Origin of the sequence: Paenibacillus polymyxa, from assembly GCF_015710975.1 — a bacterium.
Taxonomy (GTDB): Bacteria; Bacillota; Bacilli; order Paenibacillales; family Paenibacillaceae; genus Paenibacillus; species Paenibacillus polymyxa.
The window spans coordinates 2668235-2687123 of record NZ_CP049783.1 but is presented as its reverse complement, the minus strand read 5'-3'; the positions used below and the strand labels follow the sequence as shown (position 1 = coordinate 2687123).

Below are 18889 nucleotides of genomic sequence, written 5' to 3'. Positions count from 1 at the left end.
TTGAGAACTCGTCCTCAACTGTCGCTGTTTCATTAACTACCGTATCCCTTTAGTCTCCGTAACAATCCCAACACCATTCCTTTACATTGCCAGACATATCGCAAATTCCTAATTCGTTGGGTTTTCGTGTACCGATCGATTTTGTTTTATTATTGTTGCTCTCTATGATAGCCCAGTTCCAGTTTCCAGATAAGTATTTGTCTCCGGCGTTATTACCTTGTTTATGTTGTAATACGTTTATGAGCCCTCATCCTGCTTTCCCCGTGACGAAATGCCAATCGCTCCCGTTCGTTGAACCGTTTGCAGTTGAGTGGTTACCACACCGTTACGTTAGAGCTTCCACTACTCTGATATCCTTCTGTTGCTAACACTTGGTAAGACCAGTTGTTCCCCAGATGCATTCCTTTGCTCGCCCATGCGTTCACGTGGTTGCTGAAAGTGATCGTGGAGTTGCCCCCGGTCGGTCTCTTCGTCTGTCGAACACTCCAGTACTGAATAAACGTCGTTTTTTGGCCTTCAATGGAAGGTGCGTCGTATCGCATTGTTGTGTAGATGTCATATGTGCCTCCATCACTGGTCACCGTACCTTTATACGTTCCGGTAGGTCGATAAGTTCCCCAGCTATCCACGACGTAGTATTCGATGAGTGAGTTTCTCGTCCACCCGTAGAGAGCCAAATATCCATTACCAGACGGCGCCCAGACACCGGCATTGTAGTTAATCGTTCTGTTGGGCGATCCAGTAGTCCAGCCTTTACCGACAACAAAATTCCCGGTATCCTTCCATGTTACGCTGTAATTACCGCCTGATCCATTAACAGCATTGACCGTCCCACCGCCATCGGTCCAATTTTGCCAATAGTCTGTCGCTGCACTTGAGGTTGTTGCAAACACCCCAAAACTCATGGAAGCTGCAAGAACTACTGTTAACATTTTCTTACTAAACTTAAACATACTTTACCTCCTGAAATTTTTATATTTGCATTCTACACCTGCTTTTCAGTCGATTCTCTGTTGCAGTACATCGCTTATGTGTACCATATTCCGTGTTTTCTTACTTTCACCTCCTTTCTAAGTAAAATTATATAATGATAGCATTTACATAAAAACTCGACAAATTAAACATTAAACTCTATTATGTTTAGATTTCCTTAAGTTTTAAAATAGTGCAGCGCCAGCGTAGCGGCTCATGATGTGTACATGCCATCTTGGATTTGGCACACAGTTTTTTCGCTCCGTGGACTGCATGAAACGAACGACAGGAATATAGAGTTCTTTGGCCGCCGCGCCCTCACTCTGCGTAAACGCTCTAGTTATCTGCGCGAGTAGCAGTGCATTTTAAACCACAACTTGGAGAAATTTAGGTTTTTAAAAATTATATTTAGAGCTATAAGTTTGCTATAGCGTACGCCTTTTTCCCTTTCATTTGGAAAAAAACACCCGGCAGGATGTGTACCGAGAGAAATACGGCATACACCCAAGCCGGGTAAGGGATTAGAAAATAATATCAATGGCCTCTAGCACATCTTGCTCCTGTTCGGATTGCCCGTTCAGGGAAATATCCTTCAACAGCACCGAAGGCTGTTCGCAAATTTGGGTGATGATTACGAGCAGGTCCTGAGCGAAATTGTCGATCAGATTGCGCGTAAACAACTTGGTGGCATATTCAAACTGCCCGTTCATTCCCTCATCCAGCAACGAAATGACCAAGGTAAGATCAAATTGGGAAACCGTATGAGTTTCCGGATAAGATTCGATCTTGATATCCCCGAAGCTTTGAACGTTATCTTCCTTGGTTTCCAGAGCAAACATGACATCGAATACAGGATTGCGGCTTTGATCTCGCGGCGCCTGCAGCTTTTTCACAAGCTCCTCGAACGGATAATCCTGGTGGTCGTAGGCCCCCAGCATCGTTTCTTTGACTTCGTTCAAGTAAGCGAGGAACGTCTTCTCCCCGGACGGATAATGACGAATCGCCAAAGTGTTGACAAACATTCCGATGAGCGGCTCCAGGTCGGCATGTGTGCGGCCCGAAACCGGCATGCCTACAATGAAGTCTTCTTGTCCCGAGTACTTGCTGAGCAGGATTGAATAGGCCGCCAATAACACCATATAAAGGGTAGCACCGTTCTTATCGGCGATGCGCTGCAAGCTGTCGGTCATCTGCTTGTCGATGCTGAAGGGCAGCACATCTCCCTCAAAGCTGCGAGCGGCAGGTCTGACAAAGTCCGTAGGCAGTTCAAGCGTCGGCAGTTCGCCTTCCAGCACGTCCAGCCAGTAGGCTTCCTGACGTTTCAGCCGCTCTTTTACAGGTTCTGACTGCTGCCAAGCGGCGAATTCCTTGTATTGAATCCGAAGCGGCTCCAGAGTCTCACCGTTATACAGGCGCAGCAGCTCTTCGACGAAGATGCCCATCGACATGCCATCCGTGACGATATGATGAATGTCCAGCATGAGCAGATGCCGTTCCGCTTCCCATTCGACTAAGCCCACACGCAGCAGCGGCGGCCGCTCCAAATCAAAGACGCGCACAAAGCCGTCTACGATGCTCTTCGTTTCACTTTCCGTCGCTTTCGTATACTCGACGGCAAACTTCAAGTCCGGATAAATCCGTTGTACCGGTTCGCCGTCGACCATTTCGAAGCCGGTTCGCAAAATTTCGTGACGAGCTATCAATCCTTTGAGCGCCGCCTCGAATTGATTCCGTTCCAAGCGCCCGACGAGAACCGTCATGCCGGACATGTTGTAGCTAAGCTCGGCGCCTTCCATCTGCTGCTGTATGTACAGCCGTTTTTGCACGGAGGAAAGCGGATAGTAATCCCTCTTATCCAGAACCGGAATGGAGAGGTGTTCCTGCCGCTCCAATTGGCTGATCGCCTCGGCCATCGCTTCGATGGTCGAGTGCCGGAACACATCGCGCAGTGGCAGGTCCACACTCAGTTCCTTGTGCACCTTGCTGACTAGCGTCGTCGCCCGCAGGGAGTGCCCGCCGAGGTCGAAGAAGTTGTCCGTCACGCCAATCGTGACCGGTCCGAGCACATCCTGCCAGATGGCGACCAGTTTCGCCTCCAGTTCGGTGCGCGGCGCCACGTATTCGCGGCCTGCGCTTGCTCCCCCTTCCGGCGCCGGCAGCGCCTTCCGGTCGATTTTCCCGTTCGACGTCAGAGGCAGGCGCTCCAGCTCGACGAAGTACGACGGGATCATGTAACCCGGCAGCTCGCTGGAGATCGCCCGTTTCAGGTCTGCCACCGTCAGTTCGCCATCCGTTGTGTAGTACGCGCACAGCGCTTTCTGCCCGTTCGCGTCACTTCGAACCAGCACCACCGCTTCGCGCACGCCTTCCACCCGCAGCAGCTGCGACTCGATCTCGCCCGTCTCGATCCGGTACCCCCGGATTTTCGCCTGGTTGTCGATCCGGCCGATGAAGTCCACGTTGCCGTCTTCCATCCACCGCGCCAAGTCTCCCGTGCGGTACAACCGCTCGCCCGCGGCGAACGGACTGTCTACGAACTTCTCTTCCGTCAGCTCCGGACGGTTCAAGTACCCGCGCGCCACTCCGACTCCGCCGATGACCAGCTCGCCCAGCACCCCGACCGGCACCGGATTCAGGTGCGCGTCCACGATGTAGAACTTGGCGTTCAGCCACGCTTTGCCGATCGGCACATTGCCTGTCTGCGGCAGCTTCGCCAGCTCCTCGTCGTAGAAGCTGGAGTCGATCGCCGCTTCCGTCACGCCGTATGCGTTGATGATCCGGAACAACGAGCCGAAGCGTTCCTGCAAGGTCCGGTAATCCGCCACGCTGCAGCTGTCCGAGCTCGTGATCAACAGCTCCATCCCGCTCATATCCAGTTGATGCTCGTGCACGTACTCCAGGAACGGCACGATCAGCGCCGGCGTCGATTCGAAGATCGTCACTTGCTGCTGGCTGATCCAGTAGTGCAGACGAGACGGATCGATCCGGTCGTCCTTCGGCACAATCACCATCGTGCCTCCGTTGTACAGCGTCCGCGCGATATCTCCCACGAACACGTCAAACGAGAAGCTTGCGAGCTGCAGCAGCCGCACCGGGAACTGATTCAACCGGTATTCCCGCCGGTAGCCCGCCGCCGTGTTCACCAGGCTGCGGTGCTCGATCATCACGCCCTTTGGCTTGCCCGTCGTTCCCGACGTGTAGATCACGTACGCCAGGTCCTCCGGACGGCATTCGTGCAAGTGATCATCCGCTTCCAGCGGCGCATTCGCCCGCTCCTCGCTGTACGACGCTTCGTCGTCCAGGTACAGCACCGCCGCCAGCCCCAGCTCCTCTTCGTCGAGCCAGGCTTCGGCGCGCTCTCGCAGCAGCGTTTGCGTCAGCAGCACCTTCGCTCCGCTGTCTTCGAGCATGAACCGCACGCGCTCCGCCGGGTAATCCGGGTCGAGCGGCACATACGCCCCGCCCGCTTTCCAGACGGCCAGCACGGCCACCAGCAAGTCCACCGAACGCTCGGCGAGAATGCCGACGATCGTCTCCCGGCCGATGCCGCTTGTGCGCAGCGTGGCCGCCAAGCGGTTCGCCCGCTCGTTCAGCTCTGCATACGTCAGCCGGTCATTCTCGTACACGACAGCTGCCGTTTCCGGCGTGCGCTTCGCCTGTTCCTCAAACAGCTGGTGGAACGCCGCCGCAGGAGCCGCTTCCGGCTGCGCCGGGTTAAACGCGCCGAGAATTTGATCTTTTTCCGCCGGTGTCAAAATGCCCAGCTCGGCAATCGTCGCCGACGGGTTACGGAGAATGGATTCAAGCAACTGCAAGTAGTGAGCGGCCAATTTCTCCACCGTTTCGGTTTTATAAAGAGCAGTGGCGTATTCAAACAGATATTCCAAGCCTTCCTCGATCTCTGTGACGTCCAAGCTGAGATCGAATTTAGAAACAATTTCTTCGCTGGCATACGTCGACAAATGGAGTCCGGGGAGCTGGATTTCCAAATTCTCTGTATTCTGCAAAGCAAACATCGTATCGAACAGCGGATTGCGGCTTAAATCGCGAGCCACATTCACCTTATCCACCAGTTCCTCAAACGGATAATTCTGATGTTCAAAAGCGCCCAGCGTCGTCTCCTTGATTTCCTTCAAGTAGTCAAGGAACGTCTTACCGGCAGCCGGATAACTGCGGATGGCCAGGGTATTGACGAACATCCCGATCAGCGGCTGAACGTCGCTGTGATTTCTTCCCGCAATCGGCGTACCGACCACCACGTCTTCTTGCCCTGTATACTTATGCAATAACATTGTATAACCAGCAAGCAGAACCATGTAAAGCGTTGCGCCGTTCTCGGCTGCAAGCCGTTTCAGACCCTCGCTTTTCTCGCTATCCATAAACAATTGCAGCGTGCGGCCCTCGTAGCTCTGCATAGCCGGGCGCGGATAGTCCGTCGGCAATTCCAAAACCGGCAGTTCTCCGCGGAACATGTCGAGCCAGTAGGCTTCCTGCTTGGCAAGCTGAGCTTTCTGCTCGTCCGATTGCTGCCATACCGCATAATCTTTGTACTGAATGCGGAGCGGCTCCAACTGCTCCCCGCTGTACAAGCGGACGAACTCTTCGATCAGTACGTCAACCGAAACGCCGTCAGATACGATATGATGCGTATCGAACATTAGAATGTGCCGGTCCGGCGCCAGTTCAGCAAGGCCTACCCGCAGAAGTGGCGGCTTCGCTAGATCAAACGGACGAACGAATTGGCGCACCGTTTCTTCTGCCTGCTCCTCGCTGATCTGCACATATTCCACCTGGAAGGCGGCTTCTTCGTAAATCCGCTGAACCGCTTCGCCTTTTACCATCTCAAAGCCGGTACGCAGCGTTTCATGACGAGCTACGAGCCCGTGGAACGCTTCTTCAAACCGCTGCCGGTCGAGCTCCCCTTCGAGCAGCATAGCTCCTGGTATGTTGTAGCTCAGCTCGGCTCCTTCCAGCTGGTTCAAGATATAGAGACGTTTCTGAGCGGAAGAGAGCGGATAATACTCGCTAGGTTCCGCAGCCGGAATAGCCGTGAACGAGCCGATCTCCAGCCGCTCCATAGCCGCGGCCATTTCTTCAACCGTCGAGTAGCGGAATACGTCGCGAAGCGGGAATTCAACGCCTAGCTCCTTATGCATTTTGCTGACCAGCGTCGTCGCCCGCAGGGAGTGTCCGCCGAGGTCGAAGAAGTTGTCCGTTACGCCTACCGCCTTCTCCCGAACAAGCACATCCTGCCAAATGGCGGCCAGCTTCGCCTCCAGTTCGGTGCGCGGCGCCACGTATTCGCGGCCTCCTGCCCCCCTTCCGGTGCCGGCAGCGCCTTCCGGTCGATCTTTCCGTTCGGCGTCAGAGGCAGGCGCTCCAGCTCCACGAAGTACGACGGGATCATGTACCCCGGCAGCTCGCTGGCAATCGCCCGCTTCAGATCCGCCGCTGTCAAGCCTTCTTCCGCTGTATAATAAGCGCACAAAGCTTTCTGACCTTCTTGATCTTCCCTGACGACGACGACCGCTTCCTTCACGCCATCTACACTCAGCAGCTTCGCTTCGACTTCGCCTGTCTCAATCCGGTACCCCCGGATTTTCACCTGGTTGTCGATCCGGCCGATGAAGTCCACGTTCCCGTCTTCCATCCACCGCGCCAAGTCTCCCGTGCGGTACAGCCGCTCGCCCGCGGCGAACGGGCTGTCTACGAACTTCTCTTCCGTCAGCTCCGGACGGTTCAAGTACCCGCGCGCCACTCCGACTCCGCCGATGACCAGCTCGCCCAGCACCCCGACCGGCACCGGATTCAGATGCGCATCCACGATGTAGAACTTGGCGTTCAGCCACGCTTTGCCGATCGGCACATTGCCTGTCTGCGGCAGCTTCGCCAGCTCCTCGTCGTAGAAGCTGGAGTCGATCGCCGCTTCCGTCACGCCGTATGCGTTGATGATCCGGAACAACGAGCCGAAGCGTTCCTGCAAGGTCCGGTAATCCGCCACGCTGCAGCTGTCCGAGCTCGTGATCAACAGCTCCATCCCGCTCATATCCAGTTGATGCTCGTGCACGTACTCCAGGAACGGCACGATCAGCGCCGGCGTCGATTCGAAGATGGTGACCCGCTCCTGCTCAATCCAATGGTGCAGACGAGACGGATCAATCCGGTCGTCCTTCGGCACAATCACCATCGTGCCGCCGTTGTACAGCGTCCGCGCGATATCTCCCACGAACACGTCAAAAGAGAAGCTTGCGAGCTGCAACAGCCGCACCGGGAACTGATCCAACTGGTATTCCCGCCGGTAGCCCGCCGCCGTATTCACCAGGCTGCGGTGCTCGATCATCACGCCCTTCGGCTTGCCCGTCGTTCCCGACGTATAGATCACGTACGCCAGATCCTCCGAACGGGCTTCATGGAAGCTGTCGGCATTCATCCGCTCCTCGCTGTACGAAGTTTCGTCGTCCAGGTACAGCACCGCCGCCAGCGCCAGCTCCTCTTCGCCGAGCCAGGCTTCGGCGCGCTCTCGCAGCGCCGTTTGCGTCAGCAGCACCTTCGCTCCGCTGTCTTCGAGCATGAACCGCACGCGCTCCGCCGGGTAATCCGGGTCGAGCGGCACATACGCCCCGCCTGCTTTCCAGACGGCCAGCACGGCCACCAGCAAGTCCACCGAACGCTCGGCGAGAATGCCGACGATCGTCTCCCGGCCGATGCCGCTTGTGCGCAGCGTAGCCGCCAAGCGGTTCGCCCGCTCGTTCAGCTCCGCATACGTCAGCCGGTCGTTCTCGTACACGACGGCCGCCGCTTCCGGCGTGCGCTCCGCCTGTTCCTCGAACAGCCGGTGGAACGCGGCCGCAGGAGCCGCTTCCGGCTGCGCCGGGTTAAACGCGCCAAGAATTTGCTCTTTTTCCGACGGTGTCAAAATGCCCAGCTCGGCAATCGTCGCCGACGGGTTGCCGAGAATGGATTCAAGCAGCTGCAAGTAGTGAGCGGCCAATTTTTCCACTGTTTCAGTTTTATAAAGAGCAGTGGCGTATTCAAACAGATATTCCAAGCCTTCCTCGATCTCTGTGACGTCCAAGCTGAGATCGAATTTAGAAACAATTTCTTCGCTGGCATACGTCGACAAATGGAGTCCGGGGAGCTGGATTTCCAAATTCTCTGTATTCTGCAAAGCAAACATCGTATCGAACAGCGGATTGCGGCTTAAATCGCGAGCCACATTCACCTTATCCACCAGTTCCTCAAACGGATAATTCTGATGTTCAAAAGCGCCCAGCGTCGTCTCCCTGATTTCCTTCAAGTAGTCAAGGAACGTCTTACCGGCAGCCGGATAACTGCGGATGGCCAGGGTATTGACGAACATCCCGATCAGCGGCTGAACGTCGCTGTGATTTCTTCCCGCAATCGGCGTACCGACCACCACGTCTTCTTGCCCTGTATACTTATGCAATAACATTGTATAACCAGCAAGCAGAACCATGTAAAGCGTTGCGCCGTTCTCGGCTGCAAGCCGTTTCAGACCCTCGCTTTTCTCGCTATCCATAAACAATTGCAGCGTGCGGCCCTCGTAGCTCTGCATAGCCGGGCGCGGATAGTCCGTCGGTAATTCCAAAACTGGCAGCTCTCCGCGGAACATGTCGAGCCAGTAGGCTTCCTGCTTGGCAAGCTGAGCTTTCTGCTCGTCCGATTGCTGCCATACCGCATAATCTTTGTACTGAATGCGGAGCGGCTCCAACTGCTCCCCGCTGTACAAGCGGACGAGCTCTTCGATCAGTACGTCAATCGAAACGCCGTCAGATACGATATGATGCGTATCGAACATTAGAATGTGCCGGTCCGGCGCCAGTTCAGCAAGGCCTACCCGCAGAAGGGGCGGCTTCGCTAGATCAAACGGACGAACGAATTGACGCACCGTTTCTTCTGCCTGCTCCTCGCTGATCTGCACATATTCCACCTGGAAGGCGGCTTCTTCGTAAATCCGCTGAACCGCTTCGCCTTTTACCATCTCAAAGCCGGTACGCAGCGTTTCATGACGAGCTACGAGCCCGCGGAACGCTTCTTCAAACCGCTGCCGGTCGAGCTCCCCTTCGAGCAGCATAGCTCCCGGTATGTTGTAGCTCAGCTCGGCTCCTTCCAGCTGGTTCAAGATATAGAGACGTTTCTGAGCGGAAGAGAGCGGATAATACTCGCTAGGTTCCGCAGCCGGAATAGCCGTGAACGAGCCGATCTCCAGCCGCTCCATAGCCGCGGCCATTTCTTCAACCGTCGAGTAGCGGAATACGTCGCGAAGCGGGAATTCAACGCCTAGCTCCTTATGCATTTTGCTGACCAGCGTCGTCGCCCGCAGGGAGTGCCCGCCGAGGTCGAAGAAGTTGTCCGTTACGCCTACCGCCTTCTCCCGAACAAGCACATCCTGCCAAATGGCGGCCAGCTTCGCCTCCAGTTCGGTGCGCGGCGCCACGTATTCGCGGCCTCCGCCTGCTCCCCCTTCCGGTGCCGGCAGCGCCTTCCGGTCGATCTTTCCGTTCGGCGTTAGAGGCAGGCACTCCAGCTCCACGAAGTACGACGGGATCATGTACCCCGGCAGCTCGCTGGCAATCGCCCGCTTCAGGTCCGCCGCCGTCAAGTCTTCTTCCGCTGTATAATAAGCGCACAAAGCTTTCTGACCTTCTTGATCTTCCCTGACGATGACGACCGCTTCCGTCACGCCACCTACACTCAGCAGCTTCGCTTCGACTTCACCCGTCTCAATCCGGTACCCCCGGATTTTCACCTGGTTGTCGATCCGGCCGATGAAGTCCACGTTCCCGTCTTCCATCCACCGCGCCAAGTCTCCCGTGCGGTACAGCCGCTCGCCCGCGGCGAACGGGCTGTCTACGAACTTCTCTTCCGTCAGCTCCGGACGGTTCAAGTACCCGCGCGCCACTCCGACTCCGCCGATGACCAGCTCGCCTAGCACCCCGACCGGCACCGGCTTCAGATGCGCATCCACGATGTAGAACTTGGCGTTCAGCCACGCTTTCCCGATCGGCACGCTGCCCGTCTTCGGCAGCTTTTCCAGAGGCTCGTCATAGAAGCTGGAGTCAATCGCCGCTTCCGTTACGCCGTAGCTGTTAATAATACGGAACTGCGAGCCGAAGCGCTCCTGCAAGGTGCGGTAATCCGCTACGCTGCACGCATCCGAGCTTGTGATCAGCAGCTGAATCGAGCTGAGGTCCAGATCCTCGGCATGCACATGCTCCATGAACGGCACGATCAGCGCCGGCGTCGATTCGAACACCGTCACGGCGTAGTCGCGAATCCAGCCGTAGAGGCGGGTTGGATCAATCCGGTCGTCCTTCGGCACGATGACCATGGTGCCGCCGTTGTACAGCGTCCGCGCAATGTCGCCGACGAACACGTCGAACGAGAAGCTTGCCAGCTGCAGCAGCCGCACCGGGAACTGATCCAACCGGTATTCCCGCCGGTAGCCCGCCGCCGTGTTCACCAGGCTGCGGTGCTCGATCATCACGCCCTTCGGCTTGCCCGTCGTACCGGAGGTGTAGATGACGTAAGCCAAATCGCGCGGCTTGTTCACATTCGCCGGATTCGATGCGAGATCTGCCGCTAGTACGTTCTTCTCGGCTTCTGCCGTGGCGGACGTTTCGGCAGCAGCCGCTCGCGCCAAAGCCTCCGCCTCTGCGCCTGCTTCGCCCAAAGATTGTACACCCACAGCCGCTTCCGCCGCTCCGAGGCTGTACGTCGCGGCGTCGTCAAGCGCAAGCACCGTTTGCAGCACTAGAGCTCCGTCGCTGCGCCAAGCTTCCGTCTGCTCCAGCAGGCGGGTCTGCGTAAGCAGCACCGACGCCCCGCTGTCCGCGAGCATATACTCGATCCGCTCCGCCGGATAGTCCGGGTCGAGCGGCACATAAGCGCCGCCCGCTTTCCATACGGCGAGCACCCCGATCAACAGCTCCGCCGAACGATCGGCCAGAATGCCGACCACCTGCTCCGGCTTCACCCCGCGCGCCCGCAGTGCATACGCCAGACGATTCGCTTTGGCGTTCAGCTCCGCATACGTCAGCTTGCTGTCTTCGTAGACAACCGCCAGCGCTTCCGGAGTGCGCTCCGCCTGCTCCTCGAACAGCTCGTGGAACGTTCTCTCTCTCCACGACTCATCCGCTTCCAAACCTGTACCCTCTGCGGCGGGTTGCTTCGCAAGAGCCGAAGACGACACGTCAAACCCGACCAGCAAATCATGTTTTTCACTGTCCGTCAAGACATCCAAATCCGAAATCCGCGCACCCGGCTGAGCCAGGATCGACGTCAAAAGCTGCTCGTAATGACCTGCCAGCCGTACCACCGTTTCCTGTCTAAACAACGAGGTAGCGTACTCGATCTTGCAAACCAGTTCGTTATCGGCTTCCACGATATCAAAGCTAAGGTCAAACTTTGCCGTCTTTTCCTCGATGTCGAACAGCGACCATTGCAAACCTTCCAGGGTTAAATCCAAGCTTTCGTGCTTTTGCAAAGAAAACATGGTGTCAAACAGAGGATTCCGGCTTAAATCCCGACTCACCTGAAGAGCTTCCACCAGCTCCTCGAACGGATAGTCTTGGTGCTCGTAGGCTCCAAGCGTTGTTTCCTTCACTTCCTGCAAGTAATCCAGGAACGTCCGCTCCGCCGCCGGACCCAAGCGAAGGGCCAGCGTATTGACGAACATGCCGATAATCGGCTGCAGGTCGGCGTGAGAACGGGCGGCAATCGGAGTGCCAACCACTATATCTTCCTGTCCCGCGTATTTATGAAGCAATACGGAGTACGCAGCCAGCAGAAGCATGTACAGCGTCGCCCCTGAATCGCCGGCAAGCCGTTTGAGAGCTTCGCTTTTCTCCGCATCCAGCGTAAACGTGAGCGTTTGACCGTCAAACTGCTGCACGGCCGGGCGGGAGAAGTCGAGAGGCAGCTCAAGAACCGGAAGCTCGGAGCTGAATACCCCACGCCAGTATTCCTCCTGCCGTTTGATGCGCTGGCGCTGCTCCTCGGATTGCTGCCAAACGGCGTAATCCTTGTATTGAATCCGCAGCTCCGGCAATTCTTCCCCATTGTAAAGCCGCACGAATTCGCGCAGCAGCACGTCCATGGAAAGGCCGTCGGAACCAATATGATGAATATCCAGCGCGAGCAGGAATTTCTCTTTCTCCAGTTCGATCAGCAGGGCGCGCAGCAAAGGCGGCTGGGTCAAGTCAAAAGGCTGAATGAAGCCTTCAAGAATGGCCGCAACCTGATCTTCGCTTGCTTGAAGCTTTTCGACCTTGAAAGCTACGAGCGGATGAATACGCTGAACCGGCTCCCCATTCACGATTTCAAAACCGGTGCGCAGCATATCATGCCGGGCCACCAAAGTAGTCAGCGCCTTTTCCACTTTGGCCTCGTTCAAAGCCCCTTCCAACTGCAAGGCACTTGGGAGGTTGTAATTCAGCTCCGAGCCATCCAGCTGGTGCAGGACGTACAGCCTTTTTTGCGCGGAGGAAACCGGATAGTACGCTTTCTCTTCCGCTTTCGGAATTGAGCTGTGCCGCGTTTCTTCCAAGCTGGCAATAGCCCCGGCCATCGACTCTACCGTCGTATAGCGGAACACATCGCGCAGCGGAAGTTCGACGTTCATTTCCTTCTGAATCTTGCTGACAAGGTTCGTCGCCCGCAAGGAGTGGCCTCCGAGCTCGAAGAAATTGTCCAGGACTCCAATGCCGGAGTAGCCCAGCACTTCCTCCCAGATCTTCACAAGCTGGGACTCCATCCGGTTACGCGGTGCTACATATTCGACGCCCGTCTGCAAGCTGCCTTGCGGTTCCGGCAGCGCTTTGCGGTCTACTTTGCCGTTGGCCGTCAGCGGCATGCGCTCCAGCTGCACGAAGTACGACGGGATCATGTACCCCGGCATTCCCTGGGCCAGCGAGGTTCTCATTTCGCTGACCGTCAGTGTCCGATCCGCCACAAAGTAGGCGACAAGCGCCTTCTCGCCCCCGCCGTCCTGACGGGCAAGCACCACCGCTTCTTCCACGCCCTCGACGTTCAGCAGCTGCGTCTCGATTTCGTCCAGCTCGATTCGGTACCCGCGGATTTTGACCTGGTGATCGATCCGGCCCAGGTATTCGATGTTGCCGTCCGGCAGCCAAGCCGCCAAGTCGCCCGAGCGGTACAGTTTCTCCCCCTCCGCAAACGGGGAATCGACGAACTTCTCCGCCGTCAGATCCGGGCGGTTCAGGTATCCTCTCGCAAGGCCTTCCCCGGCCACGTACATTTCGCCCGCTACGCCGATCGGCACAGGTCGGCGGTTTTCATCAAGGACGTACACCCTCAGCGTCGGGATCGGCTTGCCGATATTGCTCTTCGCCGCCTCCATTTCGACCCACGTGATTTCCTTATACGTAACGTGAACAGTCGTCTCGGTAATGCCGTACATATTGATCAGCTTCGTCTCCGGGTACTTCGTCTTGAAGCCCTTGAGCAGCAGCGGACTCAGCGCTTCGCCCCCGAAGATGACGTTGCGAATCCGCAAATCGTACGGATGGTCCGTCAAGACCTCGCGCAGCAGCTGGTAGAAGTACGTTGGTGTCTGGTTCAAAATGGTAACCTGTTCGCGGCCCAGCAGCGCCAGGAAATCGGCCGGATTTTTCGCCGTGAACGGCGGTACGATGACCAGCTTCCCTCCGTACAGCAGCGCTCCGTACATTTCCCAAACGGAGAAATCGAAGCAGAACGAGTGGAACAGCGTCCACGTGTCGGACGGCCCGAAGTCGAACAGGTTTTTGTCATTGAACAGGAGGCGCACGACGTTCTTATGCTCGATCAGCGTTCCTTTTGGTCTGCCGGTCGTTCCCGACGTGTAGATGACATAAGCCAGGTTGAGCGGCCCGGAAATCGGCTCCAGGTTCGAAGCGTCCAGCGCACCTTCGGAGTCCGCCCCTCTGTCGCCCCAAACGAAATCGTCCAATTCGAGGCGCGTTCCTACGAAGTCGGTCTTCTCGTGCAGATGCTTTTGAATCAGCAATAACGGCGCACCCGAATCCTCGATCATGAAGCGAATGCGCTCCTCTGGGTAGTCGGGATCGACAGGCACGTATGCTCCGCCTGCTTTGAGAATCGCCAGAATGCCGACGACCATATCGAGCGAGCGTTCGGCCAGAATCGCTACCAGCTGGTCCGCTTCTACTCCCGTCTCCCGCAGCTTCCGCGCAAGGCGGTTGGATCGCTCGTTCAGCTCGCGGTAGGTCAGCTGCCGCTCGTTCATGACGGCGGCCACGTTGTCCGGGTAAAGCTCCGCCTGCTCTTCGAACAAGCCGTGAATCGTCTGCTGCCGCGGGTAGTCCGCCTCCGAATCGTTGAAACCGCGCATCAGCTCGCGGATTTCCTCCTCCGTGAGCATTTCCAGCGAGGCAATATCCCCGTCCGGCGCTGCTGTGATGGTTTCGAGCAGCTTGTCATAATGTCTGGCGAACCGCTCCGCGGTCTCCTGTTTATACAAAGCCGTAGCGTACTCCAACCGGCATTCGAGCTGACCGTCCAGCTCCGAAATATCCAGGAGCAGCTCGAACTTGGATGTTTGATTTTCCAGTGGATAAAACGATTGCTCCAGCCCCTCGATGACAATTTGCTCGTTCTCCGTATTTTGTAGGGAGAAGAACGTGTCAAAGAGCGGATTACGGCCGGTCGCGCGCGGAATGTGAAGACTTTCTACCAAGTCTTCGAACAAATAATTTTGGTGTTCGAAAGCCCCGAGCGTGATGTCCTTGATTTCTTCCAGGTACGAAAGGTACGGCTTGGAACGCTCCGGACGGCTGCGAATGACCAGAGTGTTGATAAACATCCCTACGATCGGCTGCACTTCTTCCTGCGTTCTTCCGGCAATCGGCGTTCCTACGATCAGATCTTCCTGACCCGAATATTTATGCATAAGGATGGTGTAAGCCGACAGCAGCACCATGTACAGGGTCGTCCCTGTCCGTGCCGCTAGTTCTTTCAGCTTCTCCGTCCGATCTTTCTCGATATAAAACTTCACGGTTCGGCCGTCAAAGCTTTGCACCGCAGGTCGCGGGAAGTCCGTCGGTAGCTCCAAGACCGGCAGCTCGCCCGACAGCTGTTCTAGCCAATACTCCTTCTGCGGCTGGAGCATCTGCCCGTAAGCTTCGGAATGCTGCCAAACGGCATAATCTTTGTATTGAATGCGCAGCGGGGCCAGCTCCTCGCCCCGATACAGGCGGCTGAACTCGTCGAAGAGCAGCGCTGTCGAAATGCCGTCCGAGACGATATGGTGCATATCGAACAGCAGAATGTGGCGATCCTCGGCGACTTCGATCAAACCGATGCGGAGAAGTGGCGGCTTAGTCAGATCAAACGGGTGATAGTAAGCTTCCACCACTTGCTCCACTTCCCGCTCGCTCGCTTGGAAATAATCTACAGCAAAATCCAACTCGTCATAGATGCGCTGGACAAGCTCGCCTTGAACCTGCTCGATCCCGGTACGCAGCGTCTCATGGCGCTGAATCAGCGCCCGGAACGCGTGCTCGACGCGTGTGCGGTCCAGCTTGCCTTCGAGAAGAAGCGCCGCCGACATATTGTAGCTGCGCTCGGCCCCGTCAAGCTGGCGCAGGACGTACAGACGCTTTTGCTCGGATGAAACCGGATAGTACTCGGCCTCAGCCGCCTTTGTAATCTCATACGTCTCCTGCTGCCTTAAACCGCCGATTCTTTGGGCCAGCTGTTCGATCGTGGTGTAGCGGAAAACTTCCCGCAGCGGAACCTCGACTTGCAGATCTTTCCGAATCTTGGAAACCAGCGTGGAGGCCCGCAAGGAATGACCACCCAAGTCAAAGAAATCGTCTTGGACTCCAACTCGCGCAATACCCAGTACCTGCTGCCAAATGAGAGCAAGTCTTGTTTCCAGCGTTGTGCGAGGAGCCACATACTCACGGCCTGCTTCTATCTCTCCGGTCGGTTCAGGCAGCGCTTTGCGGTCAATTTTGCCGTTCGGCGTGAGCGGAAGCTTATCAAGAGACACCAGCCGGGCCGGGACCATATGAGCCGGCAGCTCTTGCTTCAATTGAGACAGCAGATCGCTCAGCTGCAAAGAAGCATCCGCCGCCACGTAACCGCACAAATACTTTTGCCCCTGCTCATCCGTACGGTCGGTCACCACAGCCTGCTTGACGCCCGGGAAACGCAGCAGGGCCGTTTCAATTTCGCCGAGTTCGATCCGGAACCCGCGAATTTTCACCTGATAGTCGATCCGGCCGATGAAGTCCACGTTCCCGTCTTCTAGCCAGCGGGCCAAATCGCCTGTCCGGTACAGACGTTCGCCCGGCACAAACGGGCTGTCCGCAAACTTCTCGGCGGTTAGATCCGGACGGTTCCAGTACCCGCGCGCCACCCCGGCGCCGCCGATGACAAGCTCGCCCGGAACCCCTACAGGAACCGGCTTTAACGCAGCATCGACAATGTAAAACCGGGCGTTCAGCCAAGCTTTGCCGATCGGCACATGACCCGACGGCGGCAACTTATCCAGCGGCTCACCGTAAAAGCTGCTGTCAATGGCCGCTTCGGTAACGCCATAGCTGTTGATGATGCGGAATTGTCCGCCGAATCTTTCCTGTAGCAATCGGTAATCGGTGACACTGCAAGCATCCGAGCTGGTAATCAGCAACTGCATGGAGCTAACGTCCAGCCCTTCTTCATAAATATGCTGCATGAACGGCAGGATGAGCGCAGGCGTCGATTCGAATACCGTAATGTTTTGGTCCCGAATCCAGCCGTATAAGAGGTTCGGATCAATCCGGTCATCCTTCGGCACAATCACCATCGTGCCTCCGTTATACAGCGTCCGCGCGATGTCTCCGACAAACACGTCAAACGAGAAGCTGGCCAGCTGCAGCAGCCGCACCGGAAACTGATCCAACCGGTACTCGCGACGGTACGCATCCGCCGTATTCACGAGACTACCGTGCTCAATCATGACGCCTTTCGGGCGTCCCGTCGTACCCGAGGTGTAAATCACATAAGCCAAGTCTTGCGGGGCGCTGTCGGCAGATTCAAATTCCACGGCTAAGGCATCCCCGTTATAAATCTGTTCATCATCCATGGCATAGACAGCTTGAAGCTTCAGCCGGTCATCGGCCAACCAACCTCCGGCCCGCTCCAACAGATGACGCTGCGTAAGCAGCACCGATGCATCGCTATCGCTGAGCATGTACTCAATCCGCTCCGCGGGATAATCGGGGTCCAGCGGTACATAGGCTCCGCCGGCTTTCCAAACGGCGAGCACCCCGACCAGCAGTTCCACCGAACGCTCCGCCCAGATCCCCGTAATCGTCTCCCTTCCCACGCCCTGTTCGCGAAGGAGAGAAGCCAGCCGCTCGGCGCGTTCGTTCAATTCGCCGTAGGTCAGCTGTTTGTCCATGTAGACGACTGCCGGATGATCTGGAATTTCCCGAGCAAACTTTTCAACATACCGATGAAACGCTTCTCCCTCGCTCAGCCCTGCCACCGGCGGGTTAAAAACATTGAGAATGCGGTGTCTCTCCTCATCGCTCAGCAGAGAAATCTCGCGTACCGGCAGTTCGGGACTCTGAAGAAACTGGTCCAGAACGGTTACATACTGTTCCATAATCCGATCAATCTCGGCCTTCTCGAACAGACCCGTACGATAGGAAGCATGGAGAATTACATGGCCTTCATTCAGCATATGGTCGAAGCGCAGCAGCAAATCGTCCATCTCGTGCCTAGCGAAGTGAGCCTCTAAGCGTACCTTGATTTCCTCGTACTCCACGATTTTCAAAGGCAGATATTCCAGAGACGTGCGGAACAGCCCCGAAAGATCGTTGCGGCCGTGTTGTTCGCGTAAATCCTGGATCAATTGGTTATAAGGGTATTTCTGATACCGCAGATCCGCCGTATTTTCCTTGGAAACCGTTTGGATCAATGAAAGTACGTGCCCGTCTGGATTCAGACAAATCCGCGTAGCCACAGTGCTGACAAACATGCCGATCGTTTCTTTTTCCTTCTTGCTGGTGCGATTGGCGAAAACCGTGCCGACCGGAACATCGGTGCTGTCGGTCAGTTTGTACAATAAGGCGTACATGGCGGACAAAAATAACGTATATAAGCTGACCTGATATTGTTCGCTGAAGGCCAGAATGCGTTCATACCGGGAACCGTCCAAAGTGATGGACAGTTTATTGGATTCGCTGCCGATCGAGAATGGCGGATACGATTTAATGCCGGTCGTTTCAGGCAAAGTGTTGTACTTTGTCAGCCAGTATTCCTTGCCTTTTTGATAACGCTGCGATTGCTCATATTCACGCTCCGAGGAAATATAATCTAGATAGGAAGGGGGCTGGTAACTGCTGGAGATGCCTTTGCGCAGTTCCAGGTATTTTTCCATCACCGCATGCAGCAAAGCATTGACGGACAAGCCGTCGGCGATAATATGATTTACCGTCAAATTGAGCCATACTTGGCCGTTCGCAAAATGGATAATCGTAAATTGGTAGAGGTGTTCGTCGAACACGCTGGCCGGTTTTTCGCTTACTTCTTTCACCCAAGCATAGAATTGTTCGGTTGTGCCTATTTCGAGGCGGCTTATCCTAGCTTGGACATTCTCCGGCTCTTCGAACCACTGCGTTGGATTTTGCAAATCCCCGCTAATGCGGATTCGGAAAACGTCATAGGTTTTGACGATCTCTGCCGCCGCTTGCTTCAGAAGCTGTGTGTTGATCTCGCCCGTAATCTGGTAGGTCGCGGAAAGCATCGTGATGGACGTTCCCGGATTCATAATTTCCATGAACCATATTCGGCGCTGGGCTTGCGTTAATCCATATTGCTCGTTGGTATCCTCTCTCACATCGACACACTCCCGGTTTAGAGATTCTTTATAGATAGGCTT

At 56.1% G+C, this 18889-nt stretch carries 3 protein-coding genes and 1 pseudogene; all 4 read right to left on the bottom strand.

What is annotated here, in order from left to right:
* Positions 1-52: 52 nt before the first annotated feature.
* A pseudogene (locus G7035_RS11950) lies at positions 53-211 on the bottom strand (SUMF1/EgtB/PvdO family nonheme iron enzyme); the annotation flags it as partial.
* 103 nt (positions 212-314) lie between these two features.
* Positions 315-953, bottom strand: coding sequence for a glycoside hydrolase family 11 protein (locus tag G7035_RS11945; RefSeq protein WP_017425612.1), 639 nt, complete (start codon positions 951-953; stop codon positions 315-317).
* A gap of 540 nt (positions 954-1493) precedes the next feature.
* Positions 1494-6269, bottom strand: coding sequence for a non-ribosomal peptide synthetase (locus G7035_RS27905; RefSeq protein WP_230877849.1), 4776 nt, complete (start codon positions 6267-6269; stop codon positions 1494-1496).
* Positions 6194-18847 (bottom strand): non-ribosomal peptide synthetase, encoded by a 12654-nt coding sequence (locus G7035_RS11940; RefSeq protein WP_230877848.1) that lies wholly within the window; start codon positions 18845-18847, stop codon positions 6194-6196. Before G7035_RS11940 ends, G7035_RS27905 begins: the two co-directional genes overlap by 76 nt.
* Between the last annotated feature and the right edge of the window lie 42 nt (positions 18848-18889).